The following is a 20,395-nucleotide window of genomic DNA, read 5'->3' on the forward strand; positions in this document are numbered from 1 at the left end:
TCCTTTTGCTAAATACCGTTAGTTTCGTCATCAGCTGCATCCGCAGATGTGTCTCCGCCGGTCTCATCCGACTCAGAAATAATCTGACCGTTGTTGATGGTGAAGATTTTTGGTTGGTGAATCAACTTCCGGGCCACCCCGCTTAAACTCGTGGTGGTCAAAAACGTTTGGACCTTATCTTGAATGGCAGTCAGTAGGTGAGTCTGCCGCATATCATCAAGCTCCGACAGCACGTCGTCCAATAACAGGACAGGATACTCGCCGGTCTGTTCATGCATTAAATCAATTTCCGCTAATTTCACGCTGAGCGCCGTAGTCCGTTGTTGCCCCTGAGAGCCGAAACTGGCTACATCCTTATCATTGACGATAAATTTCAAATCGTCGCGATGGGGTCCCAGTAACGTCGTCCGTTGAAACAATTCCTTATCTCGCTTGGCCGCGTAACCGGCTTTTAACGCCTCATAGATGTGCGCCGTGTCCACTAATGCATCGTCAACGATACTGGTCGCATAGTGAAACTTCAACGTTTCGCGGTGCTGCGAAATTTCCTGGTGAATCTGCGCTGCCCAGGTCTCAAGCTGTTTGAGAAACGTGAGTCGTTGAAACATGATCTGCGACCCATAGTTGGCCAGTTGATCTGAGAGCACATCCAGCAACACCAGGTCCTTTTGCTGCTTAGCGCCCAGCTCTTTCAAGTATTTGTTACGTTGTTTTAAAATCGTCCGATACTGGGACAGGTTGTACAAATATTTCTGGCTCATCTGGCCGAATTCCATATCCATAAACCGACGTCGAATCTGGGGCGCCCCTTTGACTAACGACAGATCCTCTGGTGCAAACAAGATCACGTTAAGCTGACCGACATACCGGGACAATTTAGCCTGCTCCAAGTGATTGACCTTGGCGCGTTTGCCATGCTTTGACAAATCAAGTTCCAGTGGCGTATTCCCGCTGGCTTTTTGGATCCGGCCTTTTACCTGAGCGGTTTCTGCTTGCCAATTGATCAGGTCGCGGTCACTGCTCGTTCGGTGACTGCGCGCTAAGGCCAAAAAATAAATGGCCTCCAGCAGGTTCGTCTTGCCCTGCGCATTTTCGCCCAGCAGGACATTGACCCCGTCGCCAAACGCCACCGTCACGTCGTCATAATTGCGGAAATTGTGTAACGCTAATGCCTGTAATTTCATGACTATTCAGCCTGATTTAAGCGTATAAAAAATAGCCCGACATCTTTGACGTCAACCGTATCACCCGGATATAACTTACGTCCCCGGCGATCGTCCGGTTCGCCATTGACATCTACGGCATGCTCTTTGAGATACCACTTTGCTTGACCACCGGAACCAACGATTGCTTCTTCTTTGAGCAATTGGCCCAAGGTGATGTATGGCGGCTCAATGAAAACTTCCTTTTTCACAGCTTCACCCACCTTCATTTTCTCTACTAATTATACGCTTTTTGAGGGTAAAAGTATACCTTTCAATCACGTACAAGCAATGTGAGCGATTTTTTGACTTGATTGTGTCTTTTATCAAAATCAGCCAAAATGCGCTTAGAATTTAAAAATCCATGCTTTCCGGCGAAATTACCCCTGTTTTTGGATTTTCGGCGCTTCAATTTGAACGGATGTAACGAAACGTTGAGAGATGTGTTAAAAAAAGAGGCAAATTTTGATATTTTTCGCGGTAATTCAGGGGCAAAAACGGACTTTTTTGAAACGGAACTGAAAACTTGGCAGGTACGTTGCGATTATTTGTTATTTATACTTTCTCGCCAAATTAATCAACCACATGCTAACGATGTATTTTTGCCGGCTAAGTTGTCTTTTTTGAAAACTTCCGCCGAAGATAAGTTGCTTTTGAAGCGGTATGCTTCCGGCAGGCCAGATCACGATAAGTTTTGAAGTAACGCTCTGTTGTCCCACGTTTTTATTTCAATCCTTATTTTGCGCTTCGGATCCTGCCCAATCGAAAGATAGCTTGTTTTTTTTGAGTTCAGCAGCACTTAATCACGTGAGTCACAGTTAGGATGAGCGCGTTTTTGTTAGTCCGTGTAGTTAGTCAAGCGCCGATTGCGCCATGTTTCTGAAAAGGGCTTGAACTATTTCACAAGCCTTTAGCGGCGTCAAAAAGCGAGTTATTCCAAAAATGGAATAACTCGCTTTTTACTGGTGATTTGTTTGCTCAGTTCGAAACAAATTAGTTTTATTTGTTGGGTTTAAGACCTTTATTATGCGGTTTTTGGCATTTTTCCGATAGTTGGTTTAGAGGTTACGCATTTTTGTTTTTCTATTGTCCTCAAGCCAAAACGTGTTCCAGAAGGTAAGGAGTTGCACCTAAGGGACTTCGGTCACAAATTCCAGAGTCGGGAATTTATGACCAAAGTTGGCTTTCTACTGTCCTCAAGCCAAAATGTGTTCCAGAAGGCAAGAAGTTGCACCTAAGGGACTTCGGTCACAAATTCCAGAGTCGGGAATTTATGACCAAAGTTGGCTTTCTACTGTCCTCAAGCCGAAACGTGTTCCAGAAGGCAAGGAGTTGCACCTAAGGGACTTCGGCCACAAATTCCAGAGTCGGGAATTTATGACCAAAGTCCCTTAGGCTCCACTCCTTAAACGCCTTCTTCCACACTCTAAAATGTTCTAACCGGTGTAATCAACTGAATAAAGTTCTCGCTGTCTTCTGTTGGGACCAATGTAAATGGTCGCAGTGGTGACGTGAAGGCGATGCGGATCTCCGTTTGACCGAAGGAACGCAGGGCGTCCTTCATGTAATCCGGGTTAAAGGAAATTTCCAGTTCGTCGCCAGTTAATTCCTTTGGCGTCAGGTCTTCTTCGACGTTCCCAACATCTGGAGAATTACCGAAGATCGTTGCCTTAGCATCAGCTGAATTCAAGGTCAGCTTTACCACATTGTTGCGCGATTCATGAGACAACAGTGAGGCACGTTCGACTGAAGCCAATAAACTCTTGGCATCAAATTCTGCGCTGGTCGTTGCTTCTTTTGGAATCAAGCGCGATGTGTCAGGATAGTTGCCTTCCAGCAGTCGTGAGTAAAACAGACTGTCACCGATCGTGAACAATACTTGGTTGTCGGATAACCGCATTTCAACATCCGGGTTATCGTCGCTGATCATCCGTGAGAGTTCCGTCAAACTCTTCCCAGGAATAATGACGTCATAGGTAGCCGATGCCGATTTGGGCAGCGTGATTTTTCGTTGCGACAACCGGTGACTATCCGTAGCAACGGCCAGCAACTGGTCGTCAACTAAAGTAAAGTGGACCCCGGTTAAGATTGGGCGACTTTCCTGAGTCGAAACAGCGATAACGGTCTGATTGATCAGTTCACGAAAAACATCTCCGGAAAGGGTGATGGCATCGGTGGCATCAATTTCTGGCAACCGTGGATAATTGTTGGCATCCAAGCCGTTGATGGTAAACGAAGCCGAACCAGAAGTGATTTCAGTTTGAAAGCCTTCAGTCACATCTAACGTCATGTTGTCTTCTGGTAATCGTTTGACGATATCGCCAAAGAATCGGGCGGGTAATACAATAGCACCAGTTGATTCGATTGCTAACTGATTGTCCGGATCATCAGCATGGATTAAGGCTTCAATGGAAATATCCGCATCGGAACCAGTTAGGGTCAGGCCGCTGTCATCGGCAACTAATTTCAACCCAGTGAGAATTGGAATTGTGGTCTTTGATGAAATGGCCCGTGAGACGTTATTGAGCTCTTTTAGAAACGCAGCACGATTGATCGTAAATTTCATTTTGAGTGACACTCCTTAATATCCATAATATAAATAATAAAAGATAGCCGTAGTAGGGCGGTTGATACTGTGGATAAGTTTCCTCAAGATAACGTGTTACTAGGTTTTCCACCTGTGGATAACTTGTGGAAAACTTTTGGACTTATCCCCAAGCCCACATGTGATCTTCTTCTATAATAGTGGTTGTTAGTTTAATAATAGCTTACTTACCGCATTAAAAAAAGTAGTCGACTTCCTATTCTTGTCAATCGATTACTTTTTATCTAACAGCCTGTTGTATTGGTGCGCAACAAACTGCAATTCGGTTCTAGATCAATGCGTTTAAGAAATGACTTACCGGTCGATTTCCGTTTTGAGGTTGCTGATTTCACTTTGTAAGTCACTATCGGTTTTAAGGGCTTCGGCAATTTTGTCATAGGCATGAATGACCGTGGTGTGGTCTTTGCCGCCGAATTCGTTCCCAATCTTTGGCAATGAGCTGTCAGTAAGTTCGCGCGAGAGATACATGGCAATCTGTCGCGGCATCACGATGGACTTCATCCGTTTTTTACCCTTCAAATCGGCTAGTGAGACGTGGTAGTACTTGGCCACTTTTTCTTGAATTGAAGGAATCGTGACTTCACTGCTGTGCTTATCGAGTTTGAGACTCTTTAACGAAGTGGCCACCAGCTCAGTAGAAATGGGTTGGTGCATCAGCTTCGAATAAGCGTGAACCCGGGATAAAGCACCTTCGAGTTCACGCACGTTGGAGTCGATGTGGCTGGCGATGTAACTTAATGTTTCGTCAGGGATATCAATTTCATCAGCGGTGGCTTTGTTGCGGAGAATGGCAATTCGTGTTTCAAGATCCGGCGGGGTAATGTCCACGGACAAGCCCCATGCGAACCGAGAAACTAAGCGGTCCTGCAATTTCGGAATTTCGTGCGGCAAACGGTCGGACGTGAGCACGATCTGTTTGCCATCATCGTATAAAGCATTGAAGGTATGGAAGAATTCTTCCTGGGTACCTTCTTTATCGGCAAAAAATTGAATATCATCAACGAGGAGCAGGTCGACGTTGCGATATTCTTCTCGGAACTGTTCTTGAGTTTTGGATTGAATCGCAGTGATGAAGTCGTTTGTAAAGGCCTCGCTGGTCACGTACTTCACTTTTGTGTTCGGATCATCTTTTAACATCTTGTTGCCAATCGCGTGCATCAAGTGTGTCTTTCCAAGACCAACGCCGCCGTAGAAGAAGAGTGGATTATACATGGATCCGGGTTCTTCTGAAACGACGAGGGCGGCGGCATGCGCCATTTGATTTCCCTTACCTATAACGAACGTGTCAAAGGTATATTTCGGGTTCAACTTGGCGTCTTGGCTAACGCTGTGGGCATTGGTGGCCGGTTCTCGCGGCACCGTGGCGTTAGTCGCTTCATCTTCAACGACAAAGACAGGCTGGATGTCTTCATGGGTTGCTTCGTAGGCAAACTCAACTAACGGTTGGGTTAAATTGCGTTTCCAATAATCACGATGCAGCTCAGATGGCAGCTTGATTGTAAGACGATGGTTCGTTAGTTTGATTGGATCAGCTGTATCGATCCAGGTTGTGTAAGCCGTTGGTGCGACTTCACTACGAAAACCATCCTTGATATCTCCCCACAGGGTGTCTAAATCAAGCACTGTTTTGTTACCTCCCCAATATGAAATGATAAATTCAGTTTAGCATGCCACAAAAAAGTTTTCCACAGCCTTTTTTAGTTGTGGATAATTGTTTCACAGGGTGTTTGGAAGTTATTAACAGGGGTGTGGATAACTGTGGATAAATGTGTGTGAAACATTTTTATCCACAAGCGGGTGTGCAAAACAAAACCAGTGATGACAAGTGTTTCACACGTTCGTCCCCAGAAAGAACACCCGAAAATGTTTGCGAAACCACAGGCTGTGGATTGGTGGATAACTCAGTTAAAAAGATGTGAATTATAAATTCAAATCCACTGGTTATCCACAGGCCGAATTCATGAAACAAATTTTGATTACACGAGAAATTTAAATTCAGTCTTTGTATTTTGTCGAGAGTATGGTACTATATTTTAGAAATGCATTTTACGATGTAAATATAGTGGTTCTTCGCCACAAAGCGCAGGAGGTGTTAGTTCTAATGAAGCGCACATATCAACCTAAGAAGCGTCATCGTTCACGGGTACATGGTTTCCGTAAGCGGATGAGTACGAGTAACGGCCGTAAGGTTTTAGCACGTAGACGTCAAAAAGGTAGAAAAGTATTGTCTGCATAAGACCACTGACCGTCAGTGGTCTTTTATTTTTATGACCAGAGATTCTACCTTTGGAGATGCACTATGCGAAAATCTTACCGCGTTAAAAAGGAGACCGAGTTTCAAGAAGTCTTTGAAGCGCGCCAATCAGTTGCTAATCGGCAATTCGTTCTATATAAAATGGAGAAACCTAACCAGAAGCATTTCCGGGTAGGTATCTCCGTTGGTAAGAAGATCGGCAACGCGGTTCATCGTAACTGGGTCAAGCGGCGGATTCGGCAGTCCTTATTGGAACTGAAACCGTTCTTGAAGCAGGACGTTGATATTCTCGTCATCGCTCGGCCAACCACGTCAGAGATGTCCATGCCGGACATCAAGGCGCACTTGATTCACGTTTTAAAACTTGCAAAATTGCTTGATACTGAGTACAGCGAGGAAGACTAGTGAAAAAATTAAAACGCTTTGCGACAATGGGTAGCATTGTCGCGCTAGCCGTTTTATTGACCGCCTGTGGTAATCAGCCGATTACAAGTCACAGTACCGGTTTTTGGGATGGCGTTGTTTTACTAAACTTCTCGAGAGCAATTATCTGGTTATCGAACCTCTTTAATGGGAGTTATGGTGTCGGGATCATCGTCTTCACGATCATCGTCCGGATCATTATCCTGCCATTGATGATTTTCCAAACCAGAAGTATGCGCAAGACCCAAGAGATTCAGCCGCAGTTGAAAGCACTGCAGAAGAAATACTCTTCTAAAGATCAAGAAACAATGGCCAAACTGCGTGAGGAGCAACAAAAGCTCTATAGCGAAGCCGGGGTTAACCCCGTGGCCGGATGTTTGCCTATGTTGGTGCAATTACCAATCATTTGGGCCCTGTATCAGGCGATCTTTCGAACGCACGTGTTGCGGACAGGGAGTTTCTTATGGCTGCAATTAGGGTCTCGAGATCCTTACTTTATCTTACCGATTTTAGCCGCCGTCTTTACGTTCTTTAGTTCGTGGCTCATGATGAAAGGCCAACCCGAATCAAACGGGATGACCACCATGATGACGGTCACGACACCAATTATCATTTTCATCACCGCCTTAAGCTTGCCAAGTGCCGTTTCCCTTTACTGGGTTGTGACGAACGCTTTCCAAGTGGGTCAGACCTTGGTCATTCAAAACCCTTGGAAGATCCGGCGTGAACGTGAAGTCCAGGAACGTGAAAAGCTTGAACATGATCGCAAGGTCAAAAAAGCCGTTAAGCGTGCCAAGCAAAGTCGTCGTAAGTAACTAAAAAATCGTGTCATTGGGTGTGATTCCCGATGGCGCGTTTTTTTGTGGAGAGAGTGGCGCAAGGCGTTTAGGGGCGGAGCAGAAGGGACTCTGGGCCGAAAAGTCCGGGTCTGACTTTTTGGCCCAGAGTCCCTTCTGCAGGAGCCCCGTGCCTTGCGAAACTCGTTTATGCTATGTCGCCAAAAAGAACGTCGCAAACCCCACTCAGGCAAATTCCCCCAAAAGTCCGGGCCTGACTTTTTGGCCCAGAGCCCCTTCTGCAGAAGCCCCGTGCCTTGCGAAACTCGTTTATGCTATGTCGCCAAAAAGAACGTCGCAAACCCCACTCAGGCAAATTCCCCCAAAAGTCCGGGCCTGACTTTTTGGCCCAGAGTCCCTTCTGCAGGAGCCCCGTGCCTTGCGAAACTCGTTTAGGCTATGTTGCCAAGAAGAGTGTCGCAAGTCCCACTCAGGCAAATACACCCGCAAAGTCGTGCCTGATTTTTGGGCCAAGGTCAAATACGCAGGAGCTCTTAACCCTGAGAAACGCGTTCAAGGAAAAAACACCGTGGCGCACTACTGTTTCAATCAACAAAAGCGATTCACTGAAATATCGAATAAAAAGCATAACCTGAACACCAACTGCCGCAACAGAAAGTCATAGAATGGACATACAAAACCGCCCTTTACAGGACAAATACATACGCAATCCGGTCATTTCGGGACAAAATACCGAAAAAATATTACAAACGGCCAGTTTAAAGCGCTAACACGTAATTTTGCGCTATTATTGACGGGGACCATGATATACTATATCTAATGGGGTTATACCCCTGAAGGGAGAACTTACCATGACTGTATTTAAAGGCGATACCGTGGAAGCCGCTATTGAAACCGGCTTAAAAGCATTGAGCTTAACCAGAACTGACATCGAAACCACGGTTCAAGTAACGCCTCGTCGCGGATTTTTCGGCATTGGTGCTCGTCAAGCAGAAGTTGACGTTAAGCCAAAACAAACCGAAACTGCGCACTCAGACGTCCAGGCGACCGCTGCAACGGCAACCCAGCCGCAAGCACAACCCGTGAACCGGACAAAAACCGAAACGAACGTTAAAGAAACTACTGAAACCAACGTACCACATATTGAAATTGAAACTGAACTCACCAACAAGGAAAGCTACGCTGAAGTTGTTGCTGAATTAAAGACTTATTTGGATGAAATTGTTGCGCAATTAGGCATCGATGCTACCAGCACCACTGAAATCAAACACCGTCAAATCACTGTTAACTTCAACACGGAGGCTGAAGGGTTACTGATCGGCAAGCATGGCCGGACCATCAACGCGATGCAAAGCTTAGCACAAGTTTATCTGAACCATAAGCGCTTCTCTAAATTGGTTGTCACATTGGACGTGGCGAACTATCGGAGCCGCCGGATCGATACGCTGACCCGGTTAGCAGAAAACATGGCACGTGAGGTTGTCGCAACGGGCAAACCAGTCTACCTGGACCCGATGCCATCTTTTGAACGCAAGCAAATTCATGCCGTTTTGGCCAATAACGACCACGTCATGACGTATTCAGCAGGCAGCGAACCAAAACGTGCTGTCGTCATTTCGCCACGGTAACAGCAAAATTTTAACGCATCAGACGGATGCTTATTTTGTGCTGACTTAAAAACACATGGACGTCAGCAAATTTTTTAAAGTGAATAGGACAGAAATGGTGGCATTTGCACCTAAATAATGCCGCTTTTTGTAGTACAGTCGTTACGGTTTTGCCGATATTGCCGATATTGCTGATATTGATATGAGGCGTGGAATAGTAAGTAGTCAGCGGCCGTATTTTGATTATTGCCATGCGCAACAAACGAGATTCAATCTTGCAGCAATAATGCAAGTCGATTCAGGGTCGTTTAGGAGTCATGACAGTGTGTGCTGACGCACATGATGGCACAGCGTTGCCCCCGCATTCATGAGTAAATTAAGACCACCAAAATCCAAAAAACAAACACTTGTTTTTGTCTGTTCGTCTTGACAAAAGGGTGGAAGCACATTAATATTGTAGACAATCATTCTTATCTTAAATAGATAAAGTAGTCAAAGTGCTTTATCCATGCTGTTAGGGGCATGGGTGCGCACTTTTTTTGTGCGTGAAATTCGTCACAAATCCAATGAGGAGGGATAACGCTATGACAGCGACAAGTGAATTTGATACGATTGCGGCCGTTGCAACGCCGCCTGGAGAGGGTGGCATATCGATTATTCGGGTGAGCGGCGACGATGTTTTTGACGTCGTTGAACCGCTATTTAAGGGTAAAAACTTAAAGAACGTGAAAACGCACACGATTAATTACGGCCACATTATTGACCCCGAGACCCAGTCTGAAGTTGATGAGGTCATGGTGTCCGTGATGCGGGCACCAAAGACTTACACCCGTGAAGACGTGCTGGAGATCAACTGCCATGGTGGTCTAATGGCCACCAATGAGATCCTGCAACTGGTGCTCAGTAACGGCGCCCGGCTGGCCGAACCAGGTGAGTTTACCAAACGAGCCTTTCTGAACGGCCGAATTGACCTGTCGCAGGCCGAGGCGGTCATGGATCTGATCCGTGCGAAAACGGATAAGTCGATGAAGGTTGCCCTGAATCAGTTGGATGGCAGCTTATCGCGGTTGATCAAGAACCTGCGCCAAGATATTTTGGAGGTGTTAGCCCAAGTTGAGGTCAACATCGACTATCCGGAATACGATGACGTGGAGACAATGACGACAAAGCTATTATTGGAAAAAGCGCAGGAAGTTAAAGCGTCGATCCAGCAGTTACTGAAGACGGCTAAGCAGGGGAAAGTTCTCCGTGAAGGTCTGGCAACGGCCATCGTTGGCCGCCCGAACGTCGGAAAGTCCAGCCTGTTAAATCAGTTGTTAAACGAAGATAAAGCCATTGTGACGGACGTTGCCGGGACGACCCGGGACGTGATTGAAGAGTACGTCAATGTGGCTGGGGTCCCGCTAAAATTGATCGACACTGCCGGTATTCGCAAAACGGATGACACGGTGGAAAAAATCGGTGTTGAGCGCTCCAGAAAAGCTATCGGTGCCGCAGATCTGGTGCTCCTTGTATTGGACACCAGTGAGCCGCTAACGGACGGTGACCGGCAATTATTAGCGGATACAGCTGATGAAAAGCGGATCATTATTTTAAATAAAACAGACCTGCCATTGAAGCTTGATATGACCGAGTTGCAGCATCTGGCCGGCGATACCAAGCTGATCAAGACTTCGATGCTGCAAAATCAGGGCGTCAGTGAGCTGCAGGAAGAAATTGCCCACCTGTTCTTTGATGAAGGTATCGAGAGCGGTCAGGGTAACGTCATGGTCACGAACGCGCGCCACATTGGCTTGCTGCACCAGGCCAGCAAGGCGCTGGATGACGTGATGACAGGAATCGCAGCGGGGATGCCGGTGGACCTCGTTCAGATCGACATGACCCGTTGCTGGAACTACCTTGGTGAAATCACCGGGGACAGTTATCAAGATGAACTGCTGGACCAGTTATTCAGTCAGTTCTGTGTCGGCAAGTAGCACACCACTGCAGGTTTGAGCAGAAGCTAAATCCGTTGACTAAATGATAGTAACGGCGTAGCATTCACGGTTGCAGTGTCACGACCATGCTGTCTTAAAAAGCGCCATGGTCATTTAATAACGATTATGAGTTTAAAAACGAAACATTCAAGGAGAGAAAGACATGCCTGAGATTCAACCATACCAAGGAAAAGACTACGACGTCATTGTCGTGGGTGCCGGCCATGCCGGTGTTGAAGCAGCGCTGGCAGCTGCGCGCATGGGAAACAAGACCCTGCTGATGACCATTAATTTAGACATGGTCGCTTTTATGCCATGTAACCCATCAGTGGGCGGTCCGGCAAAGGGAATTGTTGTGCGTGAAATTGACGCACTGGGCGGCGAAATGGGCCGCAACATTGACAAGACCTACGTTCAGATGCGGATGTTAAATACTGGGAAAGGCCCGGCTGTCCGCGCATTACGGGCTCAAGCTGACAAGCACGCCTACCATGCCGAAATGAAGCACACGTTGGAAAAAGAACCAAACTTAACGTTGCGTCAGGGTATCGTGGATGACCTGATTGTTGAAGATGGCGTCTGTGAAGGGGTCATTACCAACACCGGTGCTCGGTACAGTGCGAAGGCCGTAGTTATTGCGGCTGGAACAGCTGCCCGGGGTAAGATCATCATCGGTGAACTGATGTATTCTTCTGGTCCAAACAACTCCCAGCCTGCGATGAAACTGACCAAGAATCTGGAAAAGTATGGGTTGGAACTCAAGCGCTTCAAGACTGGGACTCCGCCGCGAGTCGATGGTAACACCATCAAGTATGATGAGACCGAAGAACAGCCGGGTGACGTTGAACCAAACCACTTTAGTTACGAAACACCGGATGAAAACTATTTGGCGCTGAAAAATCAACTATCATGCTGGTTAACGTACACCAACGAGACGACCCACAAAATCATTCGCGATAACCTTGACCGGGCACCAATGTTTACCGGTGTTATCGAAGGTGTCGGGCCCCGTTACTGCCCATCCATCGAGGATAAGATCGTCCGGTTTGCTGACAAGAGCCGCCACCAGCTGTTCTTGGAGCCAGAGGGCCGTAACACGGATGAATGGTACGTTCAGGGACTCTCCACATCAATGCCGGAAGAGGTTCAGCAAAAGATCCTCCACTCCATCAAGGGACTCGAGCACGCCGAAATGATGCGACCAGGATACGCCATCGAATACGATGTCGTTTCCCCTTACCAACTACGGCCGACACTGGAAACTAAGCAGGTCAAGAATCTGTTTACTGCTGGTCAAACCAACGGAACTTCCGGCTATGAAGAGGCTGCTGGACAGGGCATTATGGCCGGCATCAACGCTGGTCTGCGGGCGCTGAACAAGGGTGAATTCATCATGAAGCGTTCTGAGGGCTACATCGGCGTGATGATCGATGACTTGGTCACCAAGGGCACCAACGAACCTTACCGTTTGCTGACCAGCCGGGCCGAATACCGGTTGATCCTGCGTCACGACAACGCTGATCTGCGGTTGACAGACAAGGGCTACGAACTGGGTCTGATCTCGCAAGAACGGTATGACGCTTTTAATAAGAAGCGCCAAATCATTGAAGACGAAATCGCCCGGTTGAATACGGTGCGGGTCAAGCCTTCTGACACGGTCAACGCCTATGTTCAGTCACACAATGAGAAACCATTGAAGGATGGTGTCCTGGCGACTGATTTCTTGCGGCGGCCGCAGGTGACCTATAAGGACTTGTTGCAATTTATTCCAGCACCGGACGAACCTTTGGACCGTCGGGAAATGGAAGAGGTTGAGGTACAGATCAAGTACGCCGGCTACATCAAGAAGGCCGAAGACAACGTGGCTAAGATGAAGAAGATGGAAGCCAAGAAGATTCCTAACAATATCGACTACGATGCCATTGATGGCTTGGCAACTGAAGCCCACCAGAAACTAAACAAGATCCGACCGGAAACGGTGGCACAAGCAACGCGAATCAGCGGGGTCAACCCAGCTGACATTGCGATCCTTGACGTTTACATCGAACAAGGAAAGATTGCGAAGGTTAAGTAGGATTATTAGTGATAGTTCTATGAAATAATGAGTAATATAAAAGGCAGTTCACTTTCGTGTTGAAAGATGAACTGCCTTTTTATTATGCAATAAAAGCCTGATATAAAACGTTATAATATTGCTTGTATCATGTTAAGTGTATATACGTGTATAAAAATACAATAACAAGTTTGAGAAAGCGCGTTGTTTCAAACTGAGATTGGGCTAAACCGGCCTTTATGCCATGAGTAACGCGGGTTATTTCTTGAATTCAGGTGCGCCAAGTTCAATGTGGCTTAAGGTTTCTTTTTCAGTTGCGCGGCCAGCTTTGCGTTCTTGTACGCGCGCCTCATATCCAGCACAGAGAAATTTTTCTTCCGCGGTTTCCGGCACGATGATCGGCAACGTTGGGTCAGCTGGACTGGCCGCCGTTACGAAGGTCACAAAACAGGTAAAACCTAAGAAACGCTTGCCAGTGGTCAAGTCTTCACCGACAGCTTTCACAAAGACTTCCATCGACCGTTTACTAGTCCCGGTCACGTAGGAATCGATGATCATGGTTTCTGGTACTGCAAAGGGTTTGACAAACTGCATGTGATCCATAGCGGCGGTGACTTGAATCTGTTTTGAGACCCGGGCGGCTGAGACGGATGAGCTATCATCGATCAAAGCAAGTGTTCGGCCGCCAAAAACGGTACCGTGTTCGTTAATATCTGCCAGAAAGACCCGGTGGTTGATAAGGGAACGTGTAGCGCGACATGTCATTTTTTCTGTTGTCATGAGCTGACCTCCAAACTAATACTTCTAGTGTAGCATAGTTTAAAGGCTAATTGGTTGCGCTTTCTTGATTGAGGGGAGAAAATCAGTGTGTGACAAATAGTAACAACATGCTTTTCGTATTCAGGTGGTTCGCGTAACCGTTAAACCGACAACCGGTGCCGACATGCGACCTTCAGAAAGGTGAAAACTAGCCCATAATCATGCTAGAAAGTGGCATTGCGTGGATAAAACTGGTAGATGGCGGGCTATAACCAAACTATTGCCTGAAGACGATTGTTACGTAGAAAGCTGTATAATGAGGACCAAACAGTTATTAAAAATGCACAATAGAGAGGGGTATAAAAAATGACAAAGCATCTAGAATTAACTCAGGGCGCTATCGACAAGATCAAGTCACATTTAACGGATGATACTAGATTGTTGCTCAGTTACGACGATGGGGTGGGACCATATTCGCACCACGGCCTCGTTGCACTGCAAGTGTCTTTCCAATTGGTTTTGATCAATAAGGATATGCCATACAACGATTATGATAAGGAATTGGACTCCAACCTTGGCACCATTTACTTCAAGGGTTATTCAGAAAAATTCCTCGGCGATAACATGAAACTAACACTGCAGCCGCGCTATAATACGCTGGTTTTGGCGGATGATAATGATGAAATTGATGAGAACGTGGAAATTGTTGACGAACGCACGCATTGATTAGATGTTTCACGTGAAACAATGACTTGGAGAAGGCTTCAGCAACGCATGTAAAGACGCGCTGCTGAAGCCTTTTGTTATTGTTCAGATTAGAAACAAAAGTAAGAGAGTCGTTGCAGATTTTAAAGACATTACCGACAACCTGGGTCATGACTGCAGACAGTTCGGGTCACATGTTTCACGTGGAACATGTTGGACGGCTATACTGATTTAGAATGACCGTTTCAAAAGAAACAAAAGTCGTTTATTCGGCGTTGTGTTCTGAAATTCGGATGTCTTTGACGACATTTTCGACACCCGTCTCATATTATTAGCACAGTGCGTTTTATTAAAAACAGCTGTTCAAGATTCTTACAAAAAGTAAGTCAAAATACGTGACCTTTTAATTTCCAAGTTTTACAATGTGCACAGTAAATCAGATTCAGGTTACCACTAGCCTTTATCTAGTGAGATCAGTAGATTAGGGAGCGAAGCACATGACTAAAATGATGGCAGGTCAAGCATTAGTAAAAACGTTGGCTGATTGGGGAGTCGATCACGTGTATGGGATTCCTGGAGGGTCCATTAACCACACTGTCGAAGGCCTCTATCTTGAACAAGAAAATGTCAAGTATATTCAGGTGCGTCACGAAGAGGTCGGCGCAGTCGCTGCATCCGCAGACGCCAAGTTTACCGGCAAGATCGGTGTTGCCTTTGGCTCAGCTGGCCCTGGTGCGACCCACCTGTTTAACGGGTTGTACGATGCTAAGATGGACCACGTGCCATTACTGGCAATCGTTGGCCAAGTTGGACAGGATTCAATGAACACCAACTACTTCCAGGAAATGGACGAAACGCCGATGTTCGGCGATGTTGCTGTCTATAACCGGACTGTAACGACCGCGGAACAGATTCCTTACGTCTTCAATGAAGCCATTCGTGAAGCGTACCGTCAGAGCGGCGTTGCCGTTGTGATTTTACCAGAAGATCTCACCACAAAAGAGATCGACTATGTCCCGAGCAAGACGCCTAAGGTGGTCGCTGACAACTTCACCCAAACGGTCGATCCACAAGCAATCACCGATTCCCTGAAGTTATTGAAGGAAGCTAAACATCCGTTAATCTATGCGGGTCGTGGGTTGCTGGGCGCACGTGACGTTTTGACTCAATTTTCAGAACAGTTCAACTTACCAGTCATGAATACCGTACCAGCAACGGGTGTTATCAGCACCGACCACCCAAACTTTATTGGAACGTTTGGCCGATTGGGCACTAAATCCGGATTTGAAGCCTTGCAGCACACCGATTTGATTCTGTTTCTCGGGTCCGAATTTCCGTTTGCAAACTTCTGGCCAAAGGACCTGAAAATCATCGAAGTGAACACAAACGCTTTTGATATCGGCAAGACCGTTGATGTTGACTACGCTGTGATTGCGGATGTGAAAACTTATCTGCAGGCTTTGATCGATACCGGTGAAACGCTGCCTGCTGGTACTTGGTTAAAGGCTAACCAAGAAAACAAGAAGAACTGGGATGCATGGCTGGATCAACTGGCCAAGGACGACAGCCAGGGTCTCAACCCTGAATCGGTCACGGCTGAGATTACTAAACTTGCTGGGCCGAACGACACCTTCGCCGTGGATACCGGGAACGTTTCCGAATGGGGCGTGCGCGGGTTGCCAATGAACAAGAACCAGCGTTTCGCGATCTCCGGCCTGTTTGCGACAATGGGCTTTGGGGTACCTGGCGGATTAGCCGGTGCGTTGAGTGTGCCGGATGCGCAGGCTTGGTCATTGTCCGGTGATGGCGGCTTTTCTATGGTAGAACAAGACATCATCACCGAAAATCGGTATGAGCTGCCAGTAATCAACGTGGTCTTTTCAAACGACCGTTACGGCTTTATCTACTATGAACAAGCCGAAACGAAACAACATTTCTACGGCGTTGATCTGACACCTGCTGACTGGGCCAAAGTGGCGGACGGCCTCGGCGGCATTGGCTTTACTGCCAAATCCATTGCCGAATTGGACGACGTGTTTGCTAAGGTCAAGGAGCTGCAGGCCAACGGCAACAAGAAACCGATCGTCATCAATGCTATTATTAAACCGGATGATCCGGTGGCGACTGCCTATATGCCGTTAGATGAAAAACTGTACGGCAAGGAAGCTGTTGATGCGTTTGCTGAACAGTACCACATCGATACAAAGCAGCAACCAGCTTTAGGAGAACTGCTGCGCGCCGAGGGCGATGAACTGTAACTGTAATTTTAAAAGAAAGCAAGTGAGACAAAACGGTATTTTGTCTTACTCGCTTTCTTTTTTTGAAACGTGGCCTGATACTATTAATGATGCCCTCATCATTTCGTGGTTGTTTTTGCTTGCCAGTTGTATGGTTAGAGAACAAAATAAAGGTGCATCTTTTCCAAACCAGCATTTGACCTGCCAAGAGGGCATTTCATCTTATTAAAACGGGCATCCGTCCATTAAGCGAGGTAACTAAAATGACCCAACTTTACTTTCTATGTACAGGCAATTCCTGCCGCAGTCAGATGGCAGAAGGTTTTGCGAAAGCACTCTTTGATCCGCAGTGGCGGGTTGCCAGCGCGGGCATTGAGACCCACGGGCTGAATCCCAAAGCGGTTCAGGTGATGGCAGAGGTAGGCATAGATATTTCCACGCAACGGTCAAAACTGATCGATACCGACTATCTCAACACCTCTGATTTGGTGGTGACGCTCTGCGGCGACGCCCGTGACCGGTGTCCGGTGACACCCGCTAGCGTCAAGAAAGTTCATTGGCCGTTACCGGATCCGGCGCAGGCGGGCGGATCCGAGGCCGAACAATTGGCGGTCTTTCGACAAGTTCGCGATGAGATCAAACAACGTCTGATCGAACTGAAAAAAACGATGGAACGTGCATAGCGATGTGCGCATTTTTGTTAACTCGCAGGAACTAATCCCGCCAGTGCACCCTGAACACCCGACAAAAGGAGAGACTTTGCCTGAAATCTAAAGTTTCCTGGTTAAATTCCGCTGAAACCCTTTAATTAAGCGCTAACTTTGGTATCATACAGGTAAACGGACATTGGGGGAGTTTACTATGGCACATTGGTTTAATCACGCAAATAAGTTTGACGCGGGGGATGGTTCGCTGAGCAGTCATGAGTTAGACTATGGGGCGTTGTACCACGCGTACGCGCTCGACAAAGCGAACCATCTGAGTCGTCAACGGGAGCAAGCACAAAAAGTTTCGGAGCAGATGCGCCGAGATCAAAAGAAGTAATCAATTGATAATCGGCACAGACTAAACTTAGGGGCTTAGTCTGTGCCTTTTTTAGACGGTGGCGTGTTCCTAATACGATAAGAAAGAAGGCATCACCATGCAGCAGGGCTCACTTTTTGATGATCAGCAGCAACAAAACAGTCCGCTGGCGAACCGGGTGCGGCCAGAAACGCTGGCTGATTTTATCGGTCAGCAGCAAATTCTCGGCGACGGTCAGATTTTGCAGGAAATTATCGCGAATGATCAACTGTCATCGATGATTTTCTGGGGGCCGCCTGGTGTTGGTAAAACGACCCTGGCGCAGATCATTGCCCACCAAACGAAATCGCATTTTATCACGTTTAGCGCGGTCACCAGCGGCATCAAGGAAATTCGAAAAATTATGGAAGAGGCCGAGGGCAACCGAAAGATCGGGCAGCGCACCATTGTGTTTATCGACGAAATTCACCGGTTCAACAAGGCTCAGCAGGACGCATTTCTGCCCTTTGTTGAGCGTGGCAGCATCATTCTTATCGGTGCCACGACGGAGAACCCCTCGTTTGAGATCAACGCAGCGTTGTTGTCGCGATGCAAAGTCTTCGTGCTAAAGAAGCTGACGGTAAACGATATTGAACACCTCTTGGATAATGCGCTGAAGAATCCGGCAGGGTTTCCTGATTTGACTGTCAATATTGATGCGGATGCGCTCAAAATGATGGCAGAGTTTGCGAATGGCGATGCCCGAATTGCGCTGAACACGCTTGAAATGGCGGTTCTGAACGGTCACCGGGAAAATAAGTCTGTCACGATCACGGTTGCCGACCTGAACTCACTGCTGAATACCAAGTCGCTGCGGTACGACAAGCATGGTGAAGAACACTACAATATTATTTCTGCCCTTCATAAATCCATGCGTAATAGTGATGCTGACGCAGCCATTTACTGGCTGTCACGGATGCTGGAGGGCGGTGAGGACCCGCTGTACATTGCTCGGCGACTGGTGCGATTCGCCAGTGAGGACATTGGTCTGGCAGACACCAACGCGCTGAACCTTGCCGTGAACGTGTTTCAGGCCTGCCAATTCCTTGGGATGCCGGAGTGTGACGTGCACCTGACGGAAGCGGTGATCTACCTGGCGCTGGCGCCCAAGTCAAACGCCGTGTACGCTGCTCGTAACCGAGCCAAGGCGGATGTTAAACAGACCGGCAACGTGCCGGTGCCGATGCAGATCCGTAACGCCCCGACCAAACTCATGAAGGACTTGGGGTATGGTGAAGGCTATCAATACGCCCACGATTCAGCGGATAAGTTAACGACCATGACCACAATGCCGGATGAATTGGCGGGGCATGAGTATTACGACCCTACCGAACAAGGAAATGAAAAACGATTTAAACAGCGGCTCGCCTATTTGAAAGAATGGCGGGCAACCCATCAAGATAACTAAAAACACGTTGCATATTTTTAAATGCAACGTGTTTTTTATATATAACGTTATATTAACGATTTTGGTGATGAATGTGATAGGCGACCCCACCGGCGATGAGGTTATAGACGAGCACCAAGCCCGCCATTGGTGCCAAGCTGCTGGTACCGAACAGACCGACCAGCGGTGATGATATTCCGCCAAATGCGTTTTGTGATAAGCCAATAAGCGCCGAAGCACCACCAGCGTTTTCACTAGTCTTGCCCATGATGATGGCCGTGGTCAGTGTCAGCAGCAGTCCCACACCAATAACTAGCAGGAAAATTAACGTTGCAATGGTTACTAAGCGCCACTGCAGGTAAGCACCCAGTAGGAGGGCTACGCTATCGACAATGCAGAAACCGAGCCCGCTGATCAGCTGACGGTAGGTACTGACGCCCGTTAAGCGTCCAGGTAGTGCGCTGCCGATGACGATTCCGAGGCCGTTTAACGCATAGATGAGACTGAAACTTTGTGCGGATAGGTGGAAGAGTTGCTGATAAATGAAGGTCGATGCGGCGATATAACTGAAGAGGCTGCCGTAAACAACGCCGGTGATCAGCAGTTCACCGAAGAAACCAGGCTGTTTGAGCAGCGTTCCGAATGACAGAAAACTTTGAAAAACTGGACCGGTCAAGCGGTGCTCAGGTTTCAGTGTTTCCGGAATCCCGAGGAGGATCAAACCAGCCAATAGGAGGCCGATGGCGCCCAAAAGGATAAAGATACCTGTCCACGGTACGAATTTGATCATGTAACCGCCGATGATGGGCGCGATAATTGGGAACAGTCCGTTTACTGAATTAAGCAACGCGTAAAACTGTGTTAGGGCCTTGCCACTGAACAAGTCGCGAGCAACAGCGCGCGATAGCACCTGCCCGGCAGCGCCTGCGAGGCCTTGGATGAACCGCAAGCCAATCAACAGGCTGACAGAATGTGTGAATGCAATGGCGAGTGAAGCTAACCCAAAAACAATGAACCCGGCAAACAACGGCATGCGGCGGCCGTAATGGTCGCTAAGCGGGCCACTGATCAGTTGTCCGACAGCCAGGCCCAGTAAACAGGCAGTAATGCTTAACTGCATCATGGCAGTGGTGGTATGAAATTGACTGACCATTTGTGGGAGCGCTGGCAGATAGAGGTCAATGGAAAGTGGTCCGGTTGCGCTGAGAGTGCCGAGAATGAGCAGGAATCGCAACCGGTGGTGGTTGGCGGAATTGGTCATGAGAGCCGTCCTTTCTAATTATCGTTCTATCTCTATACTACGTAAGCGAAGTTAAAGATTGGCGAAA

General features: G+C 47.5%; 18 protein-coding genes. 12 read left to right on the plus strand and 6 right to left on the minus strand.

Features of this window, described 5'->3' with window-relative positions:
• Positions 1-8 precede the first annotated feature (8 nt).
• Both recF and yaaA read right to left on the minus strand, forming a co-directional pair.
• Positions 9-1,184 carry a DNA replication/repair protein RecF gene (recF, locus tag FC82_RS07710; protein WP_054758847.1) on the minus strand — a complete coding sequence of 392 codons (1,176 nt, stop codon included), beginning with the start codon at positions 1,182-1,184 and terminating at the stop codon, positions 9-11.
• Between the two features lie 2 nt (positions 1,185-1,186).
• Positions 1,187-1,432 (minus strand): S4 domain-containing protein YaaA, encoded by a 246-nt coding sequence (yaaA, locus tag FC82_RS07715; RefSeq protein WP_169790574.1) that lies wholly within the window; start codon positions 1,430-1,432, stop codon positions 1,187-1,189.
• Positions 1,433-1,645: 213 nt separating this feature from the next.
• Here yaaA and FC82_RS07720 point away from each other — a divergent pair, with 213 nt between their 5' ends.
• Positions 1,646-1,900 carry a hypothetical protein gene (locus FC82_RS07720; RefSeq protein WP_162260937.1) on the plus strand — a complete coding sequence of 85 codons (255 nt, stop codon included), beginning with the start codon at positions 1,646-1,648 and terminating at the stop codon, positions 1,898-1,900.
• 728 nt (positions 1,901-2,628) lie between these two features.
• Here FC82_RS07720 and dnaN read toward each other — a convergent pair.
• Together dnaN and dnaA are read right to left on the minus strand one after the other, a co-directional pair.
• On the minus strand, positions 2,629-3,768 hold the full coding sequence (gene dnaN / locus FC82_RS07725; RefSeq protein WP_054758844.1) for a DNA polymerase III subunit beta: 1,140 nt from the start codon (positions 3,766-3,768) through the stop codon (positions 2,629-2,631).
• A gap of 333 nt (positions 3,769-4,101) precedes the next feature.
• Entirely contained in the window at positions 4,102-5,430 is a 1,329-nt protein-coding gene (gene dnaA, locus FC82_RS07730) for a chromosomal replication initiator protein DnaA (RefSeq protein ID WP_056996661.1), read from the minus strand.
• 478 nt (positions 5,431-5,908) lie between these two features.
• On the opposite strand from dnaA, the gene rpmH reads away from it, so the two are divergent.
• The 6 genes from rpmH to mnmG all read left to right on the plus strand — a co-directional run bounded on the left by rpmH (position 5,909) and on the right by mnmG (position 12,938).
• Complete coding sequence (rpmH, locus tag FC82_RS16485) at positions 5,909-6,043, plus strand: 50S ribosomal protein L34 (RefSeq protein WP_054702263.1); 135 nt, start codon at positions 5,909-5,911, stop codon at positions 6,041-6,043.
• 63 nt (positions 6,044-6,106) lie between these two features.
• Positions 6,107-6,466, plus strand: a complete 360-nt coding sequence (gene rnpA, locus FC82_RS07735) for a ribonuclease P protein component (protein ID WP_054758842.1) — start codon at positions 6,107-6,109, stop codon at positions 6,464-6,466.
• 26 nt (positions 6,467-6,492) lie between these two features.
• On the plus strand, positions 6,493-7,299 hold the full coding sequence (gene yidC / locus FC82_RS07740; protein WP_056996697.1) for a membrane protein insertase YidC: 807 nt from the start codon (positions 6,493-6,495) through the stop codon (positions 7,297-7,299).
• An 833-nt stretch (positions 7,300-8,132) separates the two neighbouring features.
• Positions 8,133-8,909 (plus strand): RNA-binding cell elongation regulator Jag/EloR, encoded by a 777-nt coding sequence (jag, locus tag FC82_RS07745; RefSeq protein WP_054758841.1) that lies wholly within the window; start codon positions 8,133-8,135, stop codon positions 8,907-8,909.
• A 563-nt stretch (positions 8,910-9,472) separates the two neighbouring features.
• Positions 9,473-10,864: a tRNA uridine-5-carboxymethylaminomethyl(34) synthesis GTPase MnmE gene (gene mnmE, locus FC82_RS07750; RefSeq protein ID WP_056996662.1), complete on the plus strand. Its 1,392-nt coding sequence runs from the start codon at positions 9,473-9,475 to the stop codon at positions 10,862-10,864.
• A gap of 163 nt (positions 10,865-11,027) precedes the next feature.
• Positions 11,028-12,938, plus strand: a complete 1,911-nt coding sequence (gene mnmG / locus FC82_RS07755; RefSeq protein ID WP_054758839.1) for a tRNA uridine-5-carboxymethylaminomethyl(34) synthesis enzyme MnmG — start codon at positions 11,028-11,030, stop codon at positions 12,936-12,938.
• A 237-nt stretch (positions 12,939-13,175) separates the two neighbouring features.
• On the opposite strand, the gene FC82_RS07760 is transcribed toward mnmG, so the two are convergent.
• The gene (locus FC82_RS07760) at positions 13,176-13,697 is read right to left on the minus strand and encodes an acyl-CoA thioesterase (protein WP_056996663.1); all 522 of its coding nucleotides are present in this window, start codon (positions 13,695-13,697) and stop codon (positions 13,176-13,178) included.
• Between the two features lie 345 nt (positions 13,698-14,042).
• Between FC82_RS07760 and FC82_RS07765 the strand changes: the two genes are divergently transcribed.
• From FC82_RS07765 to FC82_RS07785, 5 genes are all read left to right on the plus strand, one after another.
• Entirely contained in the window at positions 14,043-14,402 is a 360-nt protein-coding gene (locus FC82_RS07765; protein ID WP_054758836.1) for an iron-sulfur cluster biosynthesis family protein, read from the plus strand.
• A gap of 476 nt (positions 14,403-14,878) precedes the next feature.
• On the plus strand, positions 14,879-16,639 hold the full coding sequence (locus FC82_RS07770) for a thiamine pyrophosphate-binding protein (RefSeq protein ID WP_056996664.1): 1,761 nt from the start codon (positions 14,879-14,881) through the stop codon (positions 16,637-16,639).
• 242 nt (positions 16,640-16,881) lie between these two features.
• Positions 16,882-17,301 carry an arsenate reductase (thioredoxin) gene (arsC, locus tag FC82_RS07775; RefSeq protein WP_054758833.1) on the plus strand — a complete coding sequence of 140 codons (420 nt, stop codon included), beginning with the start codon at positions 16,882-16,884 and terminating at the stop codon, positions 17,299-17,301.
• A gap of 178 nt (positions 17,302-17,479) precedes the next feature.
• Positions 17,480-17,662: a hypothetical protein gene (locus FC82_RS07780; protein ID WP_054758832.1), complete on the plus strand. Its 183-nt coding sequence runs from the start codon at positions 17,480-17,482 to the stop codon at positions 17,660-17,662.
• A gap of 97 nt (positions 17,663-17,759) precedes the next feature.
• The gene (locus FC82_RS07785) at positions 17,760-19,088 is read left to right on the plus strand and encodes a replication-associated recombination protein A (protein WP_054758831.1); all 1,329 of its coding nucleotides are present in this window, start codon (positions 17,760-17,762) and stop codon (positions 19,086-19,088) included.
• Positions 19,089-19,140: 52 nt separating this feature from the next.
• Here the strand turns inward: FC82_RS07785 and FC82_RS07790 are convergent, their stop codons facing one another.
• Positions 19,141-20,328: a multidrug effflux MFS transporter gene (locus tag FC82_RS07790; RefSeq protein WP_056996665.1), complete on the minus strand. Its 1,188-nt coding sequence runs from the start codon at positions 20,326-20,328 to the stop codon at positions 19,141-19,143.
• Between the last annotated feature and the right edge of the window lie 67 nt (positions 20,329-20,395).

This window comes from Secundilactobacillus collinoides DSM 20515 = JCM 1123 (assembly GCF_001435975.1).
Lineage (GTDB): Bacteria > Bacillota > Bacilli > Lactobacillales > Lactobacillaceae > Secundilactobacillus > Secundilactobacillus collinoides.

What these genes read in the sequence shown, in the direction of transcription:
- FC82_RS07765 (WP_054758836.1), top strand. Translation starts at nt 14,043, where the DNA reads ATGACAAAGCATCTAGAATTAACTCAGGGCGCTATCGACAAGATCAAG.
- mnmE (WP_056996662.1), top strand. Translation starts at nt 9,473, where the DNA reads ATGACAGCGACAAGTGAATTTGATACGATTGCGGCCGTTGCAACGCCG.
- rpmH (WP_054702263.1), top strand. Translation starts at nt 5,909, where the DNA reads ATGAAGCGCACATATCAACCTAAGAAGCGTCATCGTTCACGGGTACAT.
- FC82_RS07790 (WP_056996665.1), bottom strand. Translation starts at nt 20,328, where the DNA reads ATGACCAATTCCGCCAACCACCACCGGTTGCGATTCCTGCTCATTCTC.
- recF (WP_054758847.1), bottom strand. Translation starts at nt 1,184, where the DNA reads ATGAAATTACAGGCATTAGCGTTACACAATTTCCGCAATTATGACGAC.
- FC82_RS07785 (WP_054758831.1), top strand. Translation starts at nt 17,760, where the DNA reads ATGCAGCAGGGCTCACTTTTTGATGATCAGCAGCAACAAAACAGTCCG.
- rnpA (WP_054758842.1), top strand. Translation starts at nt 6,107, where the DNA reads ATGCGAAAATCTTACCGCGTTAAAAAGGAGACCGAGTTTCAAGAAGTC.
- yidC (WP_056996697.1), top strand. Translation starts at nt 6,493, where the DNA reads ATGGGTAGCATTGTCGCGCTAGCCGTTTTATTGACCGCCTGTGGTAAT.
- mnmG (WP_054758839.1), top strand. Translation starts at nt 11,028, where the DNA reads ATGCCTGAGATTCAACCATACCAAGGAAAAGACTACGACGTCATTGTC.
- jag (WP_054758841.1), top strand. Translation starts at nt 8,133, where the DNA reads ATGACTGTATTTAAAGGCGATACCGTGGAAGCCGCTATTGAAACCGGC.
- yaaA (WP_169790574.1), bottom strand. Translation starts at nt 1,432, where the DNA reads ATGAAGGTGGGTGAAGCTGTGAAAAAGGAAGTTTTCATTGAGCCGCCA.
- FC82_RS07770 (WP_056996664.1), top strand. Translation starts at nt 14,879, where the DNA reads ATGACTAAAATGATGGCAGGTCAAGCATTAGTAAAAACGTTGGCTGAT.
- dnaN (WP_054758844.1), bottom strand. Translation starts at nt 3,768, where the DNA reads ATGAAATTTACGATCAATCGTGCTGCGTTTCTAAAAGAGCTCAATAAC.
- FC82_RS07780 (WP_054758832.1), top strand. Translation starts at nt 17,480, where the DNA reads ATGGCACATTGGTTTAATCACGCAAATAAGTTTGACGCGGGGGATGGT.
- arsC (WP_054758833.1), top strand. Translation starts at nt 16,882, where the DNA reads ATGACCCAACTTTACTTTCTATGTACAGGCAATTCCTGCCGCAGTCAG.
- FC82_RS07760 (WP_056996663.1), bottom strand. Translation starts at nt 13,697, where the DNA reads ATGACAACAGAAAAAATGACATGTCGCGCTACACGTTCCCTTATCAAC.